Below are 19708 nucleotides of genomic sequence, written 5' to 3' on the forward strand. Positions count from 1 at the left end.
ATTTACTTACTTTTAAATAAACTATAAATTATTCTAAGTGATCCGATACATCGCTTTCGTGCTTACGCTCGCTTTTGCAGGTATTGCTTTGCCGGCGCTCGCCCAGTCTGAAGAAGAAGAGGAGTCTTTTGATAACGAACTGAGCTATGGTTTAAACCTGAACTCTAACGGTGGCCTGATTGGCGGTGTTTTTGTCCGGTCGGCTTACACCATGAACCATAATATGCTGCAGTTTGGAGCCCTGGAGATTGTGGAAGTAAAACACCCTCGGGAGCAGCGCTTTTACAGCGGCGAAACCGGGGATTCCTATATCCGGGGTAAGCAGAATTATTTATTTGTAGTGCGTCCGCAATATGGCCGTGAGCTGGTGCTTTTCCGGAAGGCCGCCGAGTCGGGGGTACAGGTGAATGCCATTGGTGCCATTGGCCCTTCGCTGGGTTTCCTGGTGCCTTATTATGTGCGCTACAACTACGGCCTGCAAGGCACAAGCGAAGGCGTCCGTACCGAGCAATATAATCCGCAAGACCACAAGGACCTGGCCAGGATACAGGGCAGCGGCGGTGTATTTACAGGCTTAGGAGAATCAGCTCTGAACATAGGTGCCCATGTAAAAGCAGGCCTGAGCTTCGAATATGGCCGTTATAACGAAAGTATAGCTGGTGTAGAGGTTGGGGTGATGGTAGAAATGTATACAAAGGAACTGGTCATTATTCCGGAAGCAAGCAATAACAGCCGCTTTACATCTGTGTACCTTAACATCTATTACGGGCGCCGTAAATAATTCCGAACAAATTTTAGTACACTTCTGTTGCAAAGGAAAGAGCCATAAAACTAATGTCTCTTAACACATTACTTCCTATCTTTGCAGCATGGATGAAATCATATCACTTCCGGTAATACAGCCCAATACCACTCCTGCAGAACTGAGTGAAAACGGCAAAATACGTAAACCAAACTGGCTTCGCGTAAAATTGCCTGTAGGGCAGGAATACGCTAAAGTACGCAACATAGTATCTGAATATAAACTGCATACCATCTGCGAAAGCGGCAACTGCCCGAACATGGGCGAATGCTGGGGAGCAGGCACGGCCACCTTCATGATTCTGGGTAACGTTTGCACACGCAGCTGCTCTTTTTGCGCTGTGGCTACCGGCCGCCCGAACGAGTACGACGAGGATGAGCCACGCCGTGTAGCAGAAGCTATTCAGCTGATGGGCGTAAAACATGCCGTTATCACATCTGTTAACCGCGATGAGCTGAAAGACCGTGGCGCCGCTATCTGGCACGAAACGGTGAGGTTAGTAAAAGAGCTGTCGCCGGCCACAACTATAGAAACCCTGATCCCAGATGTAAAAGGAACCTGGGATGCGTTGATAACCATGATCTCAGCTGGCCAGGAAGTGGTGTCGCATAACATGGAAACGGTAAAAGAACTATACCGCCAGGTGCGCCCGCAGGCTAAGTATGAGCGAAGCCTGGAGCAGATAAAGCGTACGAAAGAGTATGGTAAGCGCACAAAAACCGGCATTATGCTTGGGTTAGGCGAAACCCGCGAACAGGTGTATCAGGCAATGGATGATCTTGCTGCCAACGGTTGCGATATCCTGACGCTTGGCCAGTACTTACAGCCAACAAAATTACATATAGAAGTAGCAGAGTTTATACACCCGGACCTGTTTGCGCACTACCGCGAAGAAGGTTTGAACAGAGGTATCAAATATGTGGAGTCAGGTCCGTTGGTTCGTTCGTCGTACCACGCCGAGCGCCACGTGAATGTATAAGTTTGAGTACTATCTTTTCGGAAGCCCTGTTGCCAGCGCAACAGGGCTTTTTTGTTTTCATTCTTTTTCAGTGTAATCTGGGATGCTCTGCTTTTGCTATATAACGTTCTTCTTCTGTTATCCTGAGCGTACTTGAGACGCGAGTTGAAAAGAGCCAGCGTAACCAAGGGACCTTATACGTCTTATAGTTCTTCTTTTGTCATTTCGAGCGCAGTCGAGAAATCTTATGCGTCCTTTACTATTTGTCATTTCGAACGAAGTGAGAAATCTATCTCAACCTATAGTGAGAAATCTGAATGCTATAGTCTGATTCCCTACAACCTTAACCAAGCCTTTTCTTCTATAGTTACTTCTAATCCTGGGAGCTCTACATGCCTATTGTTCTATAGTTAGCTTTGGTGCCCTCACGGCCGGGAGGCCCCGTCTTCGGGCATCGCGCTGCTGCTTTCTTGCTACCCTCGTGCCTCGGGTTGCCTGACGGCACCGCAACAAAGCAAAGGCGCTCAACCCAAAGACTGCGATCTTTCGATAGCTAGCTTTATAGTTATGAGAAGTTATAGTTGCATCGCTTTACCGTGGTTGTATTTCCGTAGGGACAGGTCGCGACCTGTCCGATCTTGGTCTGTAACTATAGAACTACAGAGGAGACTATAGCTAATTCAGATTTCTCCTTACGTCGAAATGACAGTTGGGCAAGCAGTAGCAGAAAAGTCCCCCTTTGAAGGGGGCAAGGGGGATGACAAACGGGAACTATAAAACTATAAAACCAACTATAACAACAACAGAAATTTGCCTCCTGGGAGGGGCAGGTTAAAACAGCAACTATAGAATTATAACTCAAACTATAGCGAAAGCTCGAAAGCTCCTTCCCCTGTTTTGGGGGTAGGGGCCCTCTTTTAAAGGGGAAGGCTGGGAAGGGGTAAAACGGAAACTATAGAACTATATCTCCAACTATAACTACAACAGAAATTCCCCTCTCGGGAGGGGCAGGGGTGGGTTAAAACCTTAACTATGGAACTACAACCTAAACTATAGCTAAAGGTCTTATCTTACTTCTGCCAGGATCCCTTCAGGATGACAGACAGAGAAGTAGCCCCAAAGCTCCCCGCTTTAGACAAGGAATGGATAAAGGGTAACACAGTAACTATAGAACTCCAGCCTCAAACTATAGCAACAACAGAATCTCCCTCCAGGTAAGGATAGGAGAAAGAGGTAATGTCAACTATAAAATTCCAGCTTCACCAAAATATTTAAAAAATTTTATCTCTTCTGTCAAGACACAAATATTCTGATCTGCATTACCTCTCCTGCCCTCTTCACAAATTCAGGACCCTGTAAATTATAGGATTCTGATATTTATTTTAACGCAAGTGCATGGTGTGTTATAAATTTTGAGTTTTGTGTAATTTGTGTAAAAATATAATTTATTTTATATATATGTCTTTCTTTATATATAAGTCTATAATTTTTTGAATTTAGCACAACATATTCGGATAATTTAAGTAAATGAAATTGTTCAATACGTATAGTCAAATCTATATATATCTGATTCCGATAATATTTCATTTCAACATATCCATATGAATAAAATTTTACTGCTGATTTGTGCCATCTTATCTGTCGGCATTACCCTTAGCTATGGACAGACACAAGATGTACTGGGCAATGCAAGTAGTTATGCAGTGCTCGCTTCCTCTCAGATCAACAACACCGGCCAGACAGGCGTTACCGGAAACGTGGGTGTAAGCCCGGGTAGCACCATTAATGGAGAGTCGGGGCTTGTTGTGAAATCCGGCAAAATTGAAAAAAACACACCATCTGCTGTTAATGCGGCTCAGGATGCCCTGGTTGCCTACAACGCTTTGTATGCCCGAACCCCCACTACTAGCATAGCTGGGAACCTGGGCGAAAGTGCTTTGCCTTTAGGGCCTGGTACTTACAAAATTTCAGGGGATGCCAGTTTTAAAGGCGTGCTTGCAGTGGATGGCCACGGAGATGTTAACTCCGTTTTCGTGTTTATAATAGATGGTAACCTGCTTACGGATGCTCCGGCGGCAGGTGTACTGACTATGAACGGCGCGCAGCCAAGCAATATTTACTGGGTCGTAACAGGTGATGTAATCCTGGGAGGTTCTACTGGTTTCCAGGGGACGATACTCGCGCAGGGAGATATAACACTGGATGCCGGCGTGGTAGTCATTGGCAGGATAATGTCTTTAACAGGGCAGATTAACCTGACCTCAAATAACGTATTCCTGCCAAACGTAGTAGTTACCGACCTTGCCGTTACCAAAGAAGCGGCTGAAGGAAATTATACAGTAGGCTCAGAAGTAACTTATACTATAACAACTACTAATAAAGGTCCTGGTACGGCTACCGATGTACAAGTAAAAGAGAACATCCCGGCAGGACTTGAGTTCGTGCGTGTTGAGTCAATCTCAGATGGTACTTATAATGAGACTACCCATATCTGGAATATACCGACCCTTGTAAACACAGGCACGGCCACCCTTAAGCTGGTATTTAAAGTAACCGCATCAGGTGATATCAGAAATGGCGTTACAGTTGTCAGCAGAGACCCGGATCCGAACCCAGGCGATAACACGGAAGAAGAACCAATTGATGTACCGGTGCCGGCTGCAAACCTTAGCATTACAAAGACAGCAAGCGGCGCACCTTATAAAGTAGGCGGATCAGTAACTTATACTATAGTTGCCAGCAACAGCGGGCCTTATGCGGCTGAAAATGTAGTGGTAACAGATGTGCTGCCAGTTGGCCTGCAATACCAGAGCCACACCGTAACAAAAGGTACTTACGATCCGACTACAGGTATTTATGCAGTAGGAACGCTGGGCAAAGATGAAAGTGTAACACTGACTATAGTTGCCAAGATAGTAGCTGCCGGTAAAATTGTGAACGTGGCTACCATTATGAATCCTACGCTACCAGACCCAACGCCAGGCGATAACACCGACGAAGAAACAATAGATGTTACCTGCGATGCTCCGACATTAACTATAACCGGCAACGGTAACCTCTGCGCTGGTGAACAAATAAAATTTGAGATAACAGAAGTATTTGGTGCGACTTACGATTACACCTTACCTACAGGCTTTACAGAAGTATCCAGAACGGCTACAACTATAACTGTAAAAGCCGGCAACACTGGTGGTACACTGAAAGTGAAAGTTAAGGACCTGTGCGGAAATGAGTATACCGTAGTTAAAGACATCGTTGTAACAACAAAACCAGTTGTAACTATAAGCGGTCCGGCGCAGGTTTGTGCTAATTCAAAAGGACTAACCTACACTGTAGTTGGTGCCGGTGCAGGCGTAACCTACGAATGGAGCGTAACCGGCGGTATAACACTTACAAGTGAGCCAGGTGCTGCCACAGCAACTATAGATGCAGGCGCAACAGGTGGAACAATCTCTGTAAAAGTTAAGAACAGCTGCTTTGAGAGCGATCCTGCTACTACAACTATAACTATACTTCCTTTACCTGAAAAACCAACACCACTGGCTGGTACAAGCGAAGTATGTGCTGGTGATATCACGCCGACATATGAAATTTCTCCGGTTGCTGGCGCCACAGGCTATACCTGGACAGTACCAGCAGGCTGGGAAATCACATCAGGTAAGAACACAACCAAGATAACAGTAAAAGCAGGCGCGACTTCAGGTAACGTAACGGTAACTGCCGATAACGAATGCGGAAGCAGCGAAGCAGCAACCTTTACGGTAACAGCCAGCGATGTGCCGGCAGCAGCAACTATAACCGGCAGCGCCGGAGCCTGTATCGGATCTCCGCTAACCTATAGTGTAACTCCTGTTGATGGTGCAACAGACTATAACTGGACAGTACCACAGGGTTGGACGATAGTAAGCGGAAACCACACGCCAACTATAGAAGTAACGGTAGGCGAAGCAACCGGCGATGTAACTGTAACGATAAGCAACAGCTGCGGTGAAGGTGCAACAGCAACGATGGCAGTAGCGCCAGCGGTTAAACCAGCCACACCAACTATAACAGGCCCGGCAGAAACATGCGCAGGCAGCACAGGCAATGTGTATAGTGTAACAGCTGTAGAAGGTGCTACCAACTATGCCTGGACAGTGCCAACCGGCTGGACAATAACAGCAGGCGACAATACAAACACCATTACTGTAACGGCAGGCGATGCAGGCGGCCAGGTAACCGTGATCATAACCAATGCGTGCGGCGACAGCGATGCAGGCGTATTTGCAGCTGGCATAACCACACCGCCAACTTCGGCAGGACCGATAACCGATAACAGCTCGCTTTGCGAAGGCCTTTCTTACAGCATTGCTGCAGTAGAAGGTGCTACAAGCTATACCTGGACGGTGCCTGCAGGCTGCACGATCATCTCTGGCCAGGGTACAACATCTATCAAAGTGAAAGCGGATAACGCAAAGGTTACAGGAGACATAAAGGTGGTAGCTAATACAAACGGCTGCAGCAGCCCTGAATCTGTGATCGCGCTGGATATGTCGCTGGTTACCGGTGACCTGAACTTCCCGAAAGCCTTCAGCCCGAACGGTGACGGCACAAACGATGCCTGGAAGATCACTAACCTGGAGAAATACAACGGCAACGAAGTGATGATCTTTAACCGCTACGGTACGGAAGTTTACAAGCAGAAGAACTACCAGAACGACTGGACCGGAAAAGGACTGGAGCAAGGCACTTACTTCTATAAAGTGATCGTGAAGCAATGCGACGGTAAAGAGCAGGCGTTTACAGGTTATGTAACCATCTTCCGCTAAGCATCAGGCCAACTCAAAAGGACAAAACATTTAAGAAAATGAGAATAGTTTATACCCTGCTGGCCCTGCTTTTAGCCTTCTCGGCAAGCGCCCAGCAAAACCCACAGTACTCACAATACATCTTCAACAGTATGGGCATTAACCCTGCGTATACTGGCAGCAAGAATGTGCTCAACGTAAATGCCTTCCACCGCTCGCAGTGGACAGGCATTGATGGAGCGCCAACCACACAGGCGCTTAGCATAGACGGTATTTCGGCCAGCAACAAACTGGGGCTTGGCCTGGCAATAACCCGCGACCAGATCGGGGCGCAGTCTGCCATATCGGCGTATGCCAACATTGCGGTAAAGTTGCCGGTAAGCGAAACGGGCGTATTTAGCCTGGGCCTGGCGCCGGGCCTGGTACAAACCAAAGTAGATGGTAACGAACTGGGCATTGAAAATGACCCTTCTATCCCTGCTGGCTCAGAAAGCAACATCCGTCCGGATATCAAGATCGGCGCTTACTTTCATACGCAGCGTTTTTATGCGGGCCTTTCGGCATCGGACCTGCTGCAGTACAAGGATATGGACAACATTGAGCCGGAGCGCCATTACTACTTTACAACAGGTTATGTGTTTGATGTAGGTCCTTTTGTAAAGCTGAAGCCAAGCATGCTTGTGAAAGAGGATTTTAACGCCCCGACAGCAGTAGACTTAAATGCCTTCGTATTGTTAGCCGACAGGTTATGGCTAGGCGGATCGTACCGCACCAGCATGCAGCTGTTTAACGAGACTCCGGACAATAATAACATAAAAAACCGCACGGCCATCGCCTTTATCGGGGAACTGCAGATCCATAAGTCGCTACGGTTGGGTTATGCCTACGATAAGATGCTCAACGACCTGGATTCTTTTAACACACATGAAATATCGGTGGGGTATTACTTCTTCAGAAAGACAGATACCAAAATGCTTACACCACAATACTTTTAATCTATAGCCTGAAAGCATATGAACTATAAATCTACATCCTTATATCTAGTTGTAGCAGCCATGCTGAGCTTTGGCTCGGTGGCGCAGGCACAATCAGACCTCCGGAAGGCTAACAAGCATTTTGATAACTATGCCTATGCACTGGCACTGGAGAACTATAAATCAGCTATAGCAAAGCGCGAACCCAATGCCGAAACCACGCAGCGTATTGCAGATGCTTACCGCATGACGCGCCAGACGCACCAGGCCGAGCAATGGTATGCCAAAGCTGTGCAACTGCCGGGCAGCAACCCTATGAACCATTTTTATTATGCAGAAGCCCTTCGGAGCAACGGCAAATATGCCGAAGCCAGGGAAGAGTATATGAAATGGGGCGAAGCGATGCCTGAAAATGCTGAGAATGCACAGAAGCTAATTGCAGCTACTGATCAAACTATAAAGTGGATGCAGCAGGAACCAACTGCCGAATTACAGGCATTGGCCGGCGTAAATGTTGGTGGCTTTTCTGATTTCAGCCCGGCCCCGTTTGGCAAAGGCATCATCTTTACATCGGACAGGGGAATTTCTGCTGATGCAAAAGCAGATGTGTATGGCTGGACCGGTCGCCCTTACCTGCAACTTTTTACTGCTGAGCCCGATGCACAAGGCAACTGGGGAGCTCCCACCGCCCTGCAGGACGTGGTAAACTCACAGTACCATAACGCAACAGCGTCGGCCGCAAAAGATGGCCAGGTACTATATTTTACGAGAACGCATATGGTGCGCCAGCGCAGCAATGTAAACCCTGACCCTACCAGCTGGGTAAAAGAGGCCGAGAAGCCGGAGCACATTAACCGGCTGGAAATATTTTCGGCTGAGAAGGCAGATGGCAACTGGAGCAACATTCAGCCATTTGCTTACAATAATGTTACTGAGTATTCAGTAGGTCATCCGGCGCTGTCGGCTGATGGGCAGATCCTCTACTTTGCCTCTGATATGCCCGGCAGCCTGGGTGACACTGATATTTTTTATACAACCCGCCAGGCCGATGGCACTTGGGGCACGCCTGTAAACGCAGGTGCAACTATAAACACGCCGGGCCGAGAGAGCTTCCCGTATGTAGATGCCGACGGTAAACTATACTTTGCATCCGATGGGCATGCAGGTATGGGTGGCCTGGATATTTTTGCTGCCCTTGGCGAGCACGGCAACTGGGCTGGCGTGCGCAACATGGGTAACCCGATCAACTCACCAAAGAACGACTATGGCATTATGTTTACAGAGCCGGGCGAAAGCGGCATGTTATCATCTAACCGCGACTCCGACAACGGCACCGAAGACATCTATAGTTTTAAAGTGCTGAAGAAGCCGGTTGTGTTAGCCATTACAACCTTAGAGCGCAAGCAGAACGAGAAAAAGAAGAACATAGAAGTGCCACTGCCACAGGTGAAAGTGGTGATTTCGCAGGAGAATAAAACTGACTCTGCTACGGTTATCTCTGATGAAAAAGGGAAATACTTTATGGACGGCTTTAAAGGCGCTAACTACTCGCTGCTAGGCACAAAAGACGGTTACCTTACCCAGCAGGCAGTTACCCAGATACCGGAGACAGCCGGCGATACCATACAAGTGGCGCTGGTGTTCGATAAGAATGAGCTGGACCGCGTGATCGTGCTGGAAAACATTTACTACGACCTGGATAAGTGGGACATCAGACCGGATGCTGCTTTAGAACTTGACAAACTGGTAACAGTGCTTCAGAACAACCCGGAAATTAAAATAGAGATGAGCTCGCACACCGACAGCCGCGAAAGCAAGAACTATAACCAGGTGCTTTCTGAGCGCAGAGCTAAAGCTGCTGTAGATTACCTGGTATCAAAAGGCATAGATCAACGTCGCCTGACAGCGAAAGGCTACGGTAAAACCCGACTTGTAAACGGCTGCGGCGATAATGTGGAGTGTTCGGAAGAGGAGCACCAGCAGAACCGCAGAACCGAGTTCAAGATAAAATAAGAAACATCAATTGAATTGATATAAAAATCTCATTAGCTTTCATAGTTTGGAAAGGCTCCGCAGGTTCTGACGGAGCTTTTTTGTTGCCCATAGTTGGCAAGCTATAGTTTAACTATAAACAATGTGCCCCGTTGCACGTTCTGAAATGAGTTTCTGTACCTACTCCATGAAAATACTTCTGCTTTTAAACTTCATCCTGCTTGTTATCTGTCCGGCGACTATGGCCCAAACTATAGTGAAAGGTGTCGTCCGGAATGCACAAAGCCAGCAAACTATACCAGGCGCTATAGTCAGAGCCAACACCAGCCAGGCTACGCAAACCGCTACAGATGGCAGCTATAGTTTAACAGTTCCGGCGCAGGCCACTAGTATCATCGTTTCGCATGTTGGGTTTTTGCCTGATACCATCACCATACAACATGGGCAAACTATAGTTTACTATACCGAACTACAGCCCCATCAGAATATTTTAAAAGAAGTGCAGGTGCAGGGTTTTGAGACTAACCGACCCTTACTACAAACTGCTGGCGCCATCAGTATAGTTGATAGTGACGTGATACAAAGGTCGGATGAAAGTTCGTTGGTGAGGGCGGTGAACACAGTGCCGGGTGTGCGGATGGATGAACGTGCGCCGGCCAGCTACCGCATTTCGGTTCGGGGTAGTACGCTGCGCTCGCCTTACGGCATCCGGAATGTGAAACTATATTTTAACGGCATCCCGCTAAGCGAAGCAAACGGTACTTCGGCATTGAATGGATTAGACGCAGCAAGTATCGGAACGATAGAAATTCTGAAAGGCCCAACGGCCAGCGTGTATGGCGCGGGAACAGGTGGTGCCGTGCTGCTGGAGCCAAAGCGTGCGCAGCTGGGTACAGCAATTGGAGCAGGCGTAACCATGGGGTCGTATGGGTTCAGGAAGTATGCCGCTACAGCCAGCGCAGGATCAGCTAAAAGCAATGTGCTGGTACAGTACACGCATCAGCAATACGATGGTTACCGCGAACAATCTGCCTTCGATAGAAAAGTACTGCTCATCTCGCCGGAGTTTTATGTGTCTGATAAGCAAACGATAACCTCACATATTATTTACTCTGATCTGTATTACGAACTGCCCGGCGGCATCACAAAAGAACAGTACGACCAGAACCCAAGGCAGGCACGTGGCGGCGAGTTCGGGAGTGTAAAGCAGCAAGCCGCCATGAACCAGGAAAGTATAAACATCGGCCTGAAGCAAAACTATCGTTTCACAGATAACTTCAGTAATTCAACGGCCATCTATAGTTTGCACCGCTTCCGCGACCATCCGTTTAACACCGACTACGAACGCAACGCGAACCAGGAATATGGCGGACGCAGCAGCTTTACCTACAAAACAACTATAGCTACATTACCGGCAACTTATACTTTCGGTGGCGAATTTCAGCGCGGTTTTGAGGCGGCCCGGACCTATGACAACAACGGGGGCGCCGTAGGTGCCCTGCGCACCGACGATGAAGTAACAGCTAAAACCGGTTTCATCTTCAGCCAGACAGAACTGGAGTTGCCATCTGATTTCATCTTTATCGCAGCCCTCAGCCTGAACGATACCCAATACGAGATCATACGACTGGCCCAGACACCAACAATAAACTATACCAAAGATTTTGAGGCCGTGCTTTCGCCAAGAGTTGCGTTGCTTAAGAGATTAACAGACCGGATTTCAGCCCATGCCAGTGTAAGCTCCGGCTTCTCGCCACCTACCGAAGAAGAAATTCTGACTTCGGATGGCACCTTAAACGAAGATCTGGAAGCGGAAAAAGGGACAAACTATGAAGTGGGAGTGCGCGGCTATAGTTTGCAGAACAGGCTGAGCTTTGATGTGGTCGGGTTTTACTTCAGGCTGAAAGAAACTATAGTTAGCCGGCAGGATGTATCGAGCGTGGCTGTTTTCCGGAATGTAGGCTCTACTTCGCAGAAAGGCATAGAAACCGCGCTAAACTATACCATAGTGGATGAACCTGCAAATGCAGTAAGCCTGTTTAAGATCTGGGCAAGCTACACCTACAACCACTTCCGGTTTAAAGAATATCAGCAGGACGAAGATGACTTTAGCGGCAATAAATTGACAGGCGTAGCGCCACACACGGCCACAGCCGGTTTAGATCTCACAACAAAGCCAGGGTTATATTTTAACGCAACAGCGAACTATACAGATGAGCTTCCGCTGAATGATGAGAATACAGTTTATGCCGACAGGTTTATAGTGGTGGGCGCAAAAGCCGGTTACCGAACAACTATAGCCGGACAGCTGCAGCTGGATATTTTTGCCGGAGCTGATAACCTGACAGACGAAAAGTATAGCTTAGGAAATGACCTGAATGCCTTTGGCGGCCGCTTCTACCAGCCCGCCCCGGACCGTAACTATTTTGGCGGAATCAGGCTGAACTATAGTTTTAAATAAGGCTACTGCGTGCTTTCCGGTACAGGTGGGTACCGCGACATAATATTAGCAACTGCTTTGTTCAGGTCGTAGCCGCCCAGGGCAGTTGGGTCTATTCCTGCTTCGTACCAGCCGCGCCATACCAGCTTATTCGTGCTGGCTTCAACCAGGTCTATTAGTAAGGTGCCAGGTGGCAGGTCACGTACGCTTCTGTAAGCCGGCAGCCCCGATACACTATACCGGAACCTGTAGCCATACCAGTAACTATAGCCGTAACCAAAGCCGGGTGCAAAAGCCATGTCCGCTTCCAGTTTCTGAGTAGCGGGCAACGCAATATCATAGGCAATGAGCAGGTCCGGAGATTCCTCTGCAGGCCGCATCCCTACTTTTACTAATTCACTTTCAATAGCTTGTTTTATCTGCTGATCCAGCAGTGGGTTGTAGGCGGGGCCGCTTCCTATAGTTGGGGTAGGGAGCTCTGCACTGTGCCAGGCGAAGGTCTGGTAAACTCTGAAGTTTGATGCGCTGTTGTAGCTGCTGTTTATGTCCGGCCCAACTGTGCAACTGGTGAGCAGCAGTAAGAATAAGGCCGGTATCAGCCGCAGCTTAAAGTAGCATACTTTTGGTGCGTGGTACATTGCTGTGAGGGTTGGTGGCGAATAATGTTACTATACGCACTACCCGGAGCAATGGCTGACAAAGGCCTGCAGCTTAAGGCGTTAATTACTTTTTCTTGCGAAACCAGCTGCGCTGCTTAAGGGCACGCTCCTGTGCAATAAAAGTATTCAGCTCTTCAGCCATCGTAGTTTCGTTGGCTACCGTTGCTTCTACCGAGAACGGAGCAGCAACCGGAGTCGCAACGCTTTCAGTTGGTAAAGCAAAAGCAGGAATAACTGAAACGTGAACTTTAGCGGCAGCTGTAGCAACTATACCACCGGAAGTTAACATGGCTGCACCAGATGGAGTGTTAACTCCTTGTGCTAACCGTAGGGCTAAGCTGCTACCTGTTGTAGCTACTTGTGCCGTTGCAGAAGTATAACTAATTACCAAAATCGTAACAAAAGCAACTAGTAATACTGATTTTTTCATATTGTTTATAGTTTTTTGACTACTCTAACGATTTAACGGTTGCAAAGTTATGGATTTTATATATACAAAAAGCAGAATATGTAAAAAATAATCATATAGTTTTATTGGGATAATGCCAAAAGTGCGTTCAAGGCAATTAAATGCCTTTTTCAGGAATGAATTTTTTTGAAATTTTTTTTAAAAAAACTTAATATTCGGATTATGGATTTAGATTTTTGTTGGAAAAGTACAGTTTATTAACAAAAGTGGTGGTTTGTCGATGAAATTCAGGAGTTTATCATGACTTTTAGAGGGAACGGTAAAAGAAAAAGCCTGGCCATATTGGCCAGGCTTTTTCAAACTATAGGATAATTCGGTTAGCCGATAGCTACCATCTCATTTCCGTCTTCATTATAAGCTTCGATCGGAGCGCAGGAGCAAACCAAATTACGGTCGCCATACGCGCTATCAATACGGCTTACAGTTGGCCATACTTTGTTGTCGCGCAAGTAAGCCATCGGGAATACTGCTTTTTCGCGAGCGTAAGGTCTTTCCCAGTTCTCAACCATCACAACTTTTAGGGTGTGTGGCGCATTCTTCAGCACGTTGTTCTTCTGGTCCGCTTTGCCGGCTTCAATCTCACGAATTTCTTCACGGATCGAGATCATCACGTCGCAGAATCTGTCCAGTTCTTCCTGTGCTTCAGACTCCGTTGGTTCTACCATCAGCGTACCCGCTACCGGGAACGAAACGGTCGGCGCATGGAAACCATAGTCCATCAAACGCTTCGCAATGTCTTCTACCTCCACACCGAACTTCTTGAACTCACGGCAATCCAGGATCATCTCGTGTGCGCAACGGCCTTTAGAGCCTACATAAAGTACCGGGTAGTGCTTCTCTAAACGCGCTTTCATATAGTTGGCATTCAGAATAGCAAACTTCGTAGCTTCTGTCAGGCCATCAGGGCCCATCATGGCAATGTAGGCGTAAGAAATAGGCAGGATAGAAGCAGAACCCCAAGGCGCAGCAGAAACCGCATGAATCGCATCTTTACGGCCAAGGTCAACTACAGCGTGGCCAGGCAGGAACGGAGCCAGGTCTTTTACCACACCAATCGGGCCCATGCCAGGACCACCACCACCGTGAGGGATACAGAAGGTCTTGTGCAGGTTCAGGTGGCAAACGTCAGCACCAATATGCGCCGGAGACGTTAACCCTACCTGGGCGTTCATGTTGGCGCCGTCCATGTACACACGGCCACCATTATCATGTATGATCTGGCATATCTCAACGATTGACTCCTCATATACACCGTGTGTAGACGGGTACGTCACCATTAAGCAAGACAGTTCATTCTTATATTGTTCAGCCTTCGCCCGCAGGTCAGCTACATCAATGTTACCTTTCTCGTCGCACTTAACTATAACTACCTTCATGCCGGCCATTACCGCAGATGCCGGGTTAGTGCCGTGTGCAGAAGATGGGATAAGCGCAACGGTACGGTGATGATCGCCACGTGACTCGTGGTAAGCACGGATAACCATCAGGCCAGCGTACTCGCCCTGTGCACCTGAGTTTGGCTGCAATGATACCGCATCAAAACGGGTGATCTCGCAAAGCCATGCTTCCAGGTCTTTAAAGATCTGTGCATAACCTTTTGTCTGGTCAGCAGGAGCAAACGGGTGCAGCTGCCCGATCTCCGGCCATGTAACCGGGATCATCTCGGCCGTAGCGTTCAGCTTCATGGTACACGAACCCAGGGAGATCATCGAGTGAACCAAAGAAATATCCTTGTTCTCCAGGTACTTCATGTAACGCAGGATCTCGTGCTCAGAGTGGTGCTTGTTAAATACTTCGTGCGTCAGGTACTCACTCTTACGGATCAGGTTATCAGCCCATGTTACATCGGTTTCTTCCGGCAACGCATCTATAGTTAACACATCCGCAGACTTGCCGGCTACTTTTGCAAACACGGCAACTATAGCTTTTACATCTGCCAGGTTTGTATTCTGATGAAGTGAAATACCGATGTTGTTCTCACCGAAGTAACGGAAGTTGATACCAGCTGCCTCAGCCTCCGTACGGATAGCGTCTCTCAGTTCAGCGCTCTCAACAGCGATTCTCAGCGTATCGAAATACTGCTCGTTCTGCTGCTCAAAACCCAGTGCTTTCAGGCCTTTCTCCAGTTGCTGAGCCAGTGAGTGGGTATTTAAACCGATATACTTCAGGCGGCGCGGGCCGTGGTAAACGGCATACATGCCAGCGATAACCGCTAATAATACCTGTGCCGTACAGATGTTGGAAGTAGCTTTTTCGCGGCGGATGTGCTGCTCACGTGTCTGCAGGGCCATGCGGTACGCTCTGTTGCCTTCCGCATCTACCGAAATACCAATGATACGGCCCGGGATAACGCGCTTAAAGGCATCTTTTGTAGCAAAGTAACCAGCGTGCGGACCACCAAAGCCCATCGGTACGCCAAAACGCTGGGTAGTACCAACTACAGCATCAGCACCCATCTCGCCCGGAGATGTTAATAAGGTAAGCGAAAGGATATCGGCAGCAACAGCTACAAATGCTTCGTTCTCATGTGCTTTCGCGATAAAGTCTGTATAGTCGAAGATGGCACCGTCGGCAGCAGGGTACTGTACCAGGGCGCCAAATAAAGTTTCGTCAGAGAAGTCAACCTCACGGTGATCGCCAATAACCAGCTCAATGCCGATTGGTATAGCGCGCGAAGTAAGTACATCTATAGTTTGTGGCAATACCTGCTCTGATACAAAGAAGCGGTTGGCATTTTTACGGGCGCCTTTGCGGTTTGCAAAGAACATTCCCATCGCCTCAGCGGCAGCAGTACCTTCATCCAGCAACGATGCGTTGGCGATCTCCATACCTGTCAGGTCCATGACCATGGTCTGGTAATTGATCAGTGCCTCTAAGCGGCCCTGTGCGATCTCGGCCTGGTAAGGGGTGTAGGCTGTATACCAACCCGGGTTCTCCATAATATTACGGAGTATTACCGGAGGCATAATCGTATCATTATAGCCTAAGCCAATGTACGACTTGTATATTTTGTTCTGCTTCGCGATCTGCGAGAACTGGTTCAGGAACTCTGTCTCCGTCAGGGCTGCTGGCAGATTTAAAGGTCTTTTTAAACGGATGGCGGCCGGTACGGTCTCCTCAATCAGCTGGTCCAGCGAGTCTACCCCGATGGTTTGCAGCATGTCCTGCATCTGCTCTTTGTCAGGGCCGTTGTGGCGCTCCTTAAACACGTCTGCAGGTTTGGTTTTAAATATCATAACGATGAAATATTGATTGGGAAATTGGGTTAATTAATTTCTTAGAAAGTTAAGGATTTCAGGCCTTCTTTGATTTTCTACAAAAGTAACAGTATTTGTTTTTATATTGAACCATGAAAGGCAAATACTTAATGCCTTTGCCGGGTGCTACTTATATATATAATTATAGTGTAGGTATAACTGTTAAACACAATATCCGGCGTCTTGTTTAGCGCTAGCCTTACAGAGGGCTTGGCTATAGTTTCAAACATCAGAAATCTAAGAACAATTCAGGAATCTGCACATGACCAAGGTTAAAGTAGGTATTATTAAAGAAGGAAAGGTGCCTGTAGATAAGCGGGTGCCGCTAACACCAAAAAAGTGCGAGGAAGCTACACAGGAATTTCCTGGCCTTGAAGTGTTGGTGCAGCCAAGCGAAGTAAGATGTTTTTCGGATGAAGAATACGCAGAGCTGGGGATACCGCTGCAGCAGGACCTGAGTAATTGTGATGTGCTGATGGGCGTGAAAGAAGTGCCTGTAGACCAACTGATCCCGAACAAGACTTATTTCTTCTTTTCGCATACGATAAAGAAGCAGCCGCACAATGCCAAACTGCTGCGTGCTATACTCGATAAAAAGATCACATTAATAGACTATGAACTGCTGACAGATAAGGATGGCCACCGTGTAGTTGCCTTTGGCCGGTACGCCGGCATCGTTGGGGCTTATAACGGCATTCTCACTTACGGGAAAAAACATAAGCTCTTTGATCTGAAACCTGCCTACCTCTGCCACGACATGGACGACATGCAGGAAGAGTTCTTTAAAGTGAAGTTGCCACCTATTAAAATAGCAGTAACCGGTGGCGGGCGTGTGGCTGGCGGTGCTATGGAAGTGTTGGATATGATGCAGATCCGGAAGGTGAGCGTGTTCGACTATTTATATAAGCAGTTCACAGAGCCGGTGTATGCCCAGCTGCATTCCGGCGACTATAACAGAAGGCCTGATGTGGAAGTGTGGGACTCTCCTGATTTTTATACCCACCCGGAGCTGTACGAGAGCACCTTCCGCAAATTTACCCGCGTAACCGATCTGCTCCTGGCCTGTGCCTACTGGAATCCGCAAGCTCCTAAGCTGTTTTCTGAAGAAGACACCCGCCAACCCGACTTCAAAATAGATACTATAGCCGATATTACCTGTGATGTGGATGGGTCTATCCCGACCACCAGGCGCGCCACCACTATACCAGACCCGGTTTACGACTATAACCCGGCAACAGGAGAGTTAGAGGCACCCTATAGTTCGGAAAGCAATATAACCGTAATGGCCGTTGATAACCTGCCCTGCGAGCTGCCCCGCAACGCCTCCCGCGATTTTGGCCGTAATATTATAGACTATGTGTTTCCGCAGTTCTTTAACAACGATGAAGGAGGTATGCTGGCAAGAGCAACTATAGCTAAGGATGGAAAGCTTACTGAAAAGTATAGTTACCTGCAGGAGTATGCGGATAGCGCAGTAAGCGCAATAAACTAACTATAGTTTTGAGATTTTTTGAGAAGGTAGCTCTTTTACTTGTCGCGACTCTAATTGCGCTAATAGTGCTGGCTGATATAGGCGGGTTCTTGCTTACAAGTAAACTATGGCTGCTTGCACTAACCTATATAGTTGGTAGTTACTGGTTACTACGTGCTGAACATGAACCTGTACCCTTGGCTATACTGGCTGGTTTTGCTTTCGGACTTGTTTTGATCATCTTGCCGGTTGCTATAAAAGTAAATCAGGACTGGCGCTATACCCTGGCTTTTTGTACACCCAACGCAGTCCTATTTCTGTATCTCCTTTTCTATAGTTACCGTCGTAAATTGGAGGGTCAGGAGCAGACAATTACAAAACTGTTACTTTATCGCTCAGGAATTCTCCTTATAGTTTCCGGGTTCTTTATATCAGTACCACTCTATACAAAAGCTCACCGCCTGGTAATTAAGGAGCTTAACCCTCACAATAAATTTCTGCTTCATAATATCCGGATGTATGATGTAGGTGATGTAGCAGTAGAACATTTAGAAAATGGGAATTGCGATGATGCGATTGAGGCTGCAAGCATTGCCCGGCGAGAGGGAGAACTTTGGTTAGAGTGGCAACAAGGCGATTCGTTAAATTTACTTAGAGATATAAGCGGAACTATAGAAAGACAATACAAGGCTTACGCCTGCAAAGCTGTAGCTGATTATGATGTCAAAAACTATGAGGCATCACTAAAAGCAAATATTCAAGCAGATAGTATTCTGGATCAATGGATAGTTGCTGACACTTCTTTATATACAGAGAAAGTATGGTCGTGGAAGCGGATGGCCGAATGTTATACCTATTTGTATGATTATGCTAAATCTGATTCACTCTACACCTTAGCTATTAAGCAGTATAGTCAGGAGAAAAAGGTGCTGGATGCGGATCTTGCTAACTTGTATATCGGGCTATGTGATAATATGGTAGCACAAGGCTACGGGCAGGAAGCTGTAGAGGTCTTGGAAACTATAATTAAAGGAGTAAAACAGAACACTTTGCCTGAAAAGCATAAGGAGGGTTTGCTTGTGCTATTCAAAAATCTGATCGTAAATACACTTCGCATAGCGGATCTGGTCAAATCTGAAATATACTTAAAAGAAGGGTTTACGATGACTGAGCAAGGCAGCAAAGACTATTACTTATTTCAGCATTACAAAGGGCACCAGCAATTGCTCTTTAATAACTATAAAGCAGCAACCTCCCTTTTTACAAGTTCAAGGCAAGGTTTCAGGAAGCTGGATCGTGCTTCTTACCACGAGCAGGCCATGACCGAAAAAGGCTTATTTAGAGCTTCTCTGCTATCAGGAAAATTTGATCTGGCAGAGCAACACATAAAAGAGGCACTTGCTCTGACCGTGAAAGAAAATGGTATAGCATCTGTAGAATATCACGAAACGTTGAAAGATGCAGCTTTACTGGATGAAATGTTAGGTAACTACCAGAATGCTGTAGAGAAACTGCTGGCAGTAGAGCATAGTTACAAAGCGGCATGGGGTGAAAGTAATAAAGTAATGGAAGTGTGGGTACAGCTCGCAAGTGTATATGCAGAGCTCGACGACGAGGCTGCTGTAAGGACAACTATAGACAAAGCTCTAAAGGCTGCCTCAGAATTTGAAAACCCTACTCTCGCCTTATCCGATGCATACTGGTTAATAGTAGCCAATACCAAAATTTATCAGGAAGACTATATCACTGCTGACCTAATATATAATAAGGTGCTGGAGCGACAGAGGGGTGCACAAAATAAAGTGCTACACGCTAAAGCTATAGTTGGTAAAGGTGTTGTAAGTATGGCTAAAGGTGATTTAGCAAATGCTAACCAGAATCTAAACAAAGCTGAAACTA

11 protein-coding genes (1 of these 11 running past the window's edge) are annotated in these 19708 nt (G+C 47.2%); 8 read left to right on the forward strand and 3 right to left on the reverse strand.

Translation table 11 applies throughout. The features are described 5' to 3' along the window. Window positions 1-37 precede the first annotated feature (37 nt). The 6 genes from GSQ66_RS15660 (at window position 38) to GSQ66_RS15685 (ending at window position 11974) form a co-directional block, all read left to right on the forward strand. Window positions 38-781, forward strand: coding sequence for a hypothetical protein (locus GSQ66_RS15660; protein ID WP_162428327.1), 744 nt, complete (start codon window positions 38-40; stop codon window positions 779-781). Window positions 782-878: 97 nt separating this feature from the next. Then, a complete protein-coding gene (gene lipA / locus GSQ66_RS15665) occupies window positions 879-1781 on the forward strand; it encodes a lipoyl synthase (protein WP_394351442.1) in 903 nt (300 codons plus the stop codon). Window positions 1782-3361: 1580 nt separating this feature from the next. After that, window positions 3362-6568, forward strand: coding sequence for an ice-binding family protein (locus GSQ66_RS15670; protein WP_162428328.1), 3207 nt, complete (start codon window positions 3362-3364; stop codon window positions 6566-6568). Between the two features lie 38 nt (window positions 6569-6606). Continuing rightward, the gene (locus GSQ66_RS15675) at window positions 6607-7542 is read left to right on the forward strand and encodes a PorP/SprF family type IX secretion system membrane protein (protein ID WP_162428329.1); all 936 of its coding nucleotides are present in this window, start codon (window positions 6607-6609) and stop codon (window positions 7540-7542) included. An 18-nt stretch (window positions 7543-7560) separates the two neighbouring features. After that, entirely contained in the window at window positions 7561-9534 is a 1974-nt protein-coding gene (locus GSQ66_RS15680) for an OmpA family protein (protein ID WP_238395720.1), read from the forward strand. A 166-nt stretch (window positions 9535-9700) separates the two neighbouring features. Further along, window positions 9701-11974 (forward strand): TonB-dependent receptor, encoded by a 2274-nt coding sequence (locus GSQ66_RS15685; RefSeq protein ID WP_238395721.1) that lies wholly within the window; start codon window positions 9701-9703, stop codon window positions 11972-11974. 2 nt (window positions 11975-11976) lie between these two features. Here the strand turns inward: GSQ66_RS15685 and GSQ66_RS15690 are convergent, their stop codons facing one another. The 3 genes from GSQ66_RS15690 to gcvP all read right to left on the reverse strand — a co-directional run bounded on the left by GSQ66_RS15690 (window position 11977) and on the right by gcvP (window position 16317). Continuing rightward, window positions 11977-12591, reverse strand: coding sequence for a DUF4136 domain-containing protein (locus GSQ66_RS15690; RefSeq protein ID WP_162428330.1), 615 nt, complete (start codon window positions 12589-12591; stop codon window positions 11977-11979). A gap of 85 nt (window positions 12592-12676) precedes the next feature. Continuing rightward, window positions 12677-13042, reverse strand: coding sequence for a hypothetical protein (locus GSQ66_RS15695; RefSeq protein WP_162428331.1), 366 nt, complete (start codon window positions 13040-13042; stop codon window positions 12677-12679). Between the two features lie 356 nt (window positions 13043-13398). Further along, window positions 13399-16317: an aminomethyl-transferring glycine dehydrogenase gene (gene gcvP / locus GSQ66_RS15700; RefSeq protein ID WP_162428332.1), complete on the reverse strand. Its 2919-nt coding sequence runs from the start codon at window positions 16315-16317 to the stop codon at window positions 13399-13401. A gap of 283 nt (window positions 16318-16600) precedes the next feature. Here gcvP and GSQ66_RS15705 point away from each other — a divergent pair, with 283 nt between their 5' ends. Both GSQ66_RS15705 and GSQ66_RS15710 read left to right on the forward strand, forming a co-directional pair. Then, window positions 16601-17830, forward strand: coding sequence for an NAD(P)-dependent oxidoreductase (locus tag GSQ66_RS15705; RefSeq protein WP_162428333.1), 1230 nt, complete (start codon window positions 16601-16603; stop codon window positions 17828-17830). An 8-nt stretch (window positions 17831-17838) separates the two neighbouring features. Beyond that, window positions 17839-19708 carry the 5' portion of a tetratricopeptide repeat protein gene (locus tag GSQ66_RS15710; protein WP_162428334.1) on the forward strand. It continues 341 nt past the right edge of the window, so 1870 of the gene's 2211 nt are visible here — the first part of the coding sequence; it begins with the start codon at window positions 17839-17841; the stop codon falls past the right edge of the window.

Origin of the sequence: Pontibacter pudoricolor (genome assembly GCF_010092985.1) — a bacterium.
Taxonomy (GTDB): Bacteria; Bacteroidota; Bacteroidia; order Cytophagales; family Hymenobacteraceae; genus Pontibacter; species Pontibacter pudoricolor.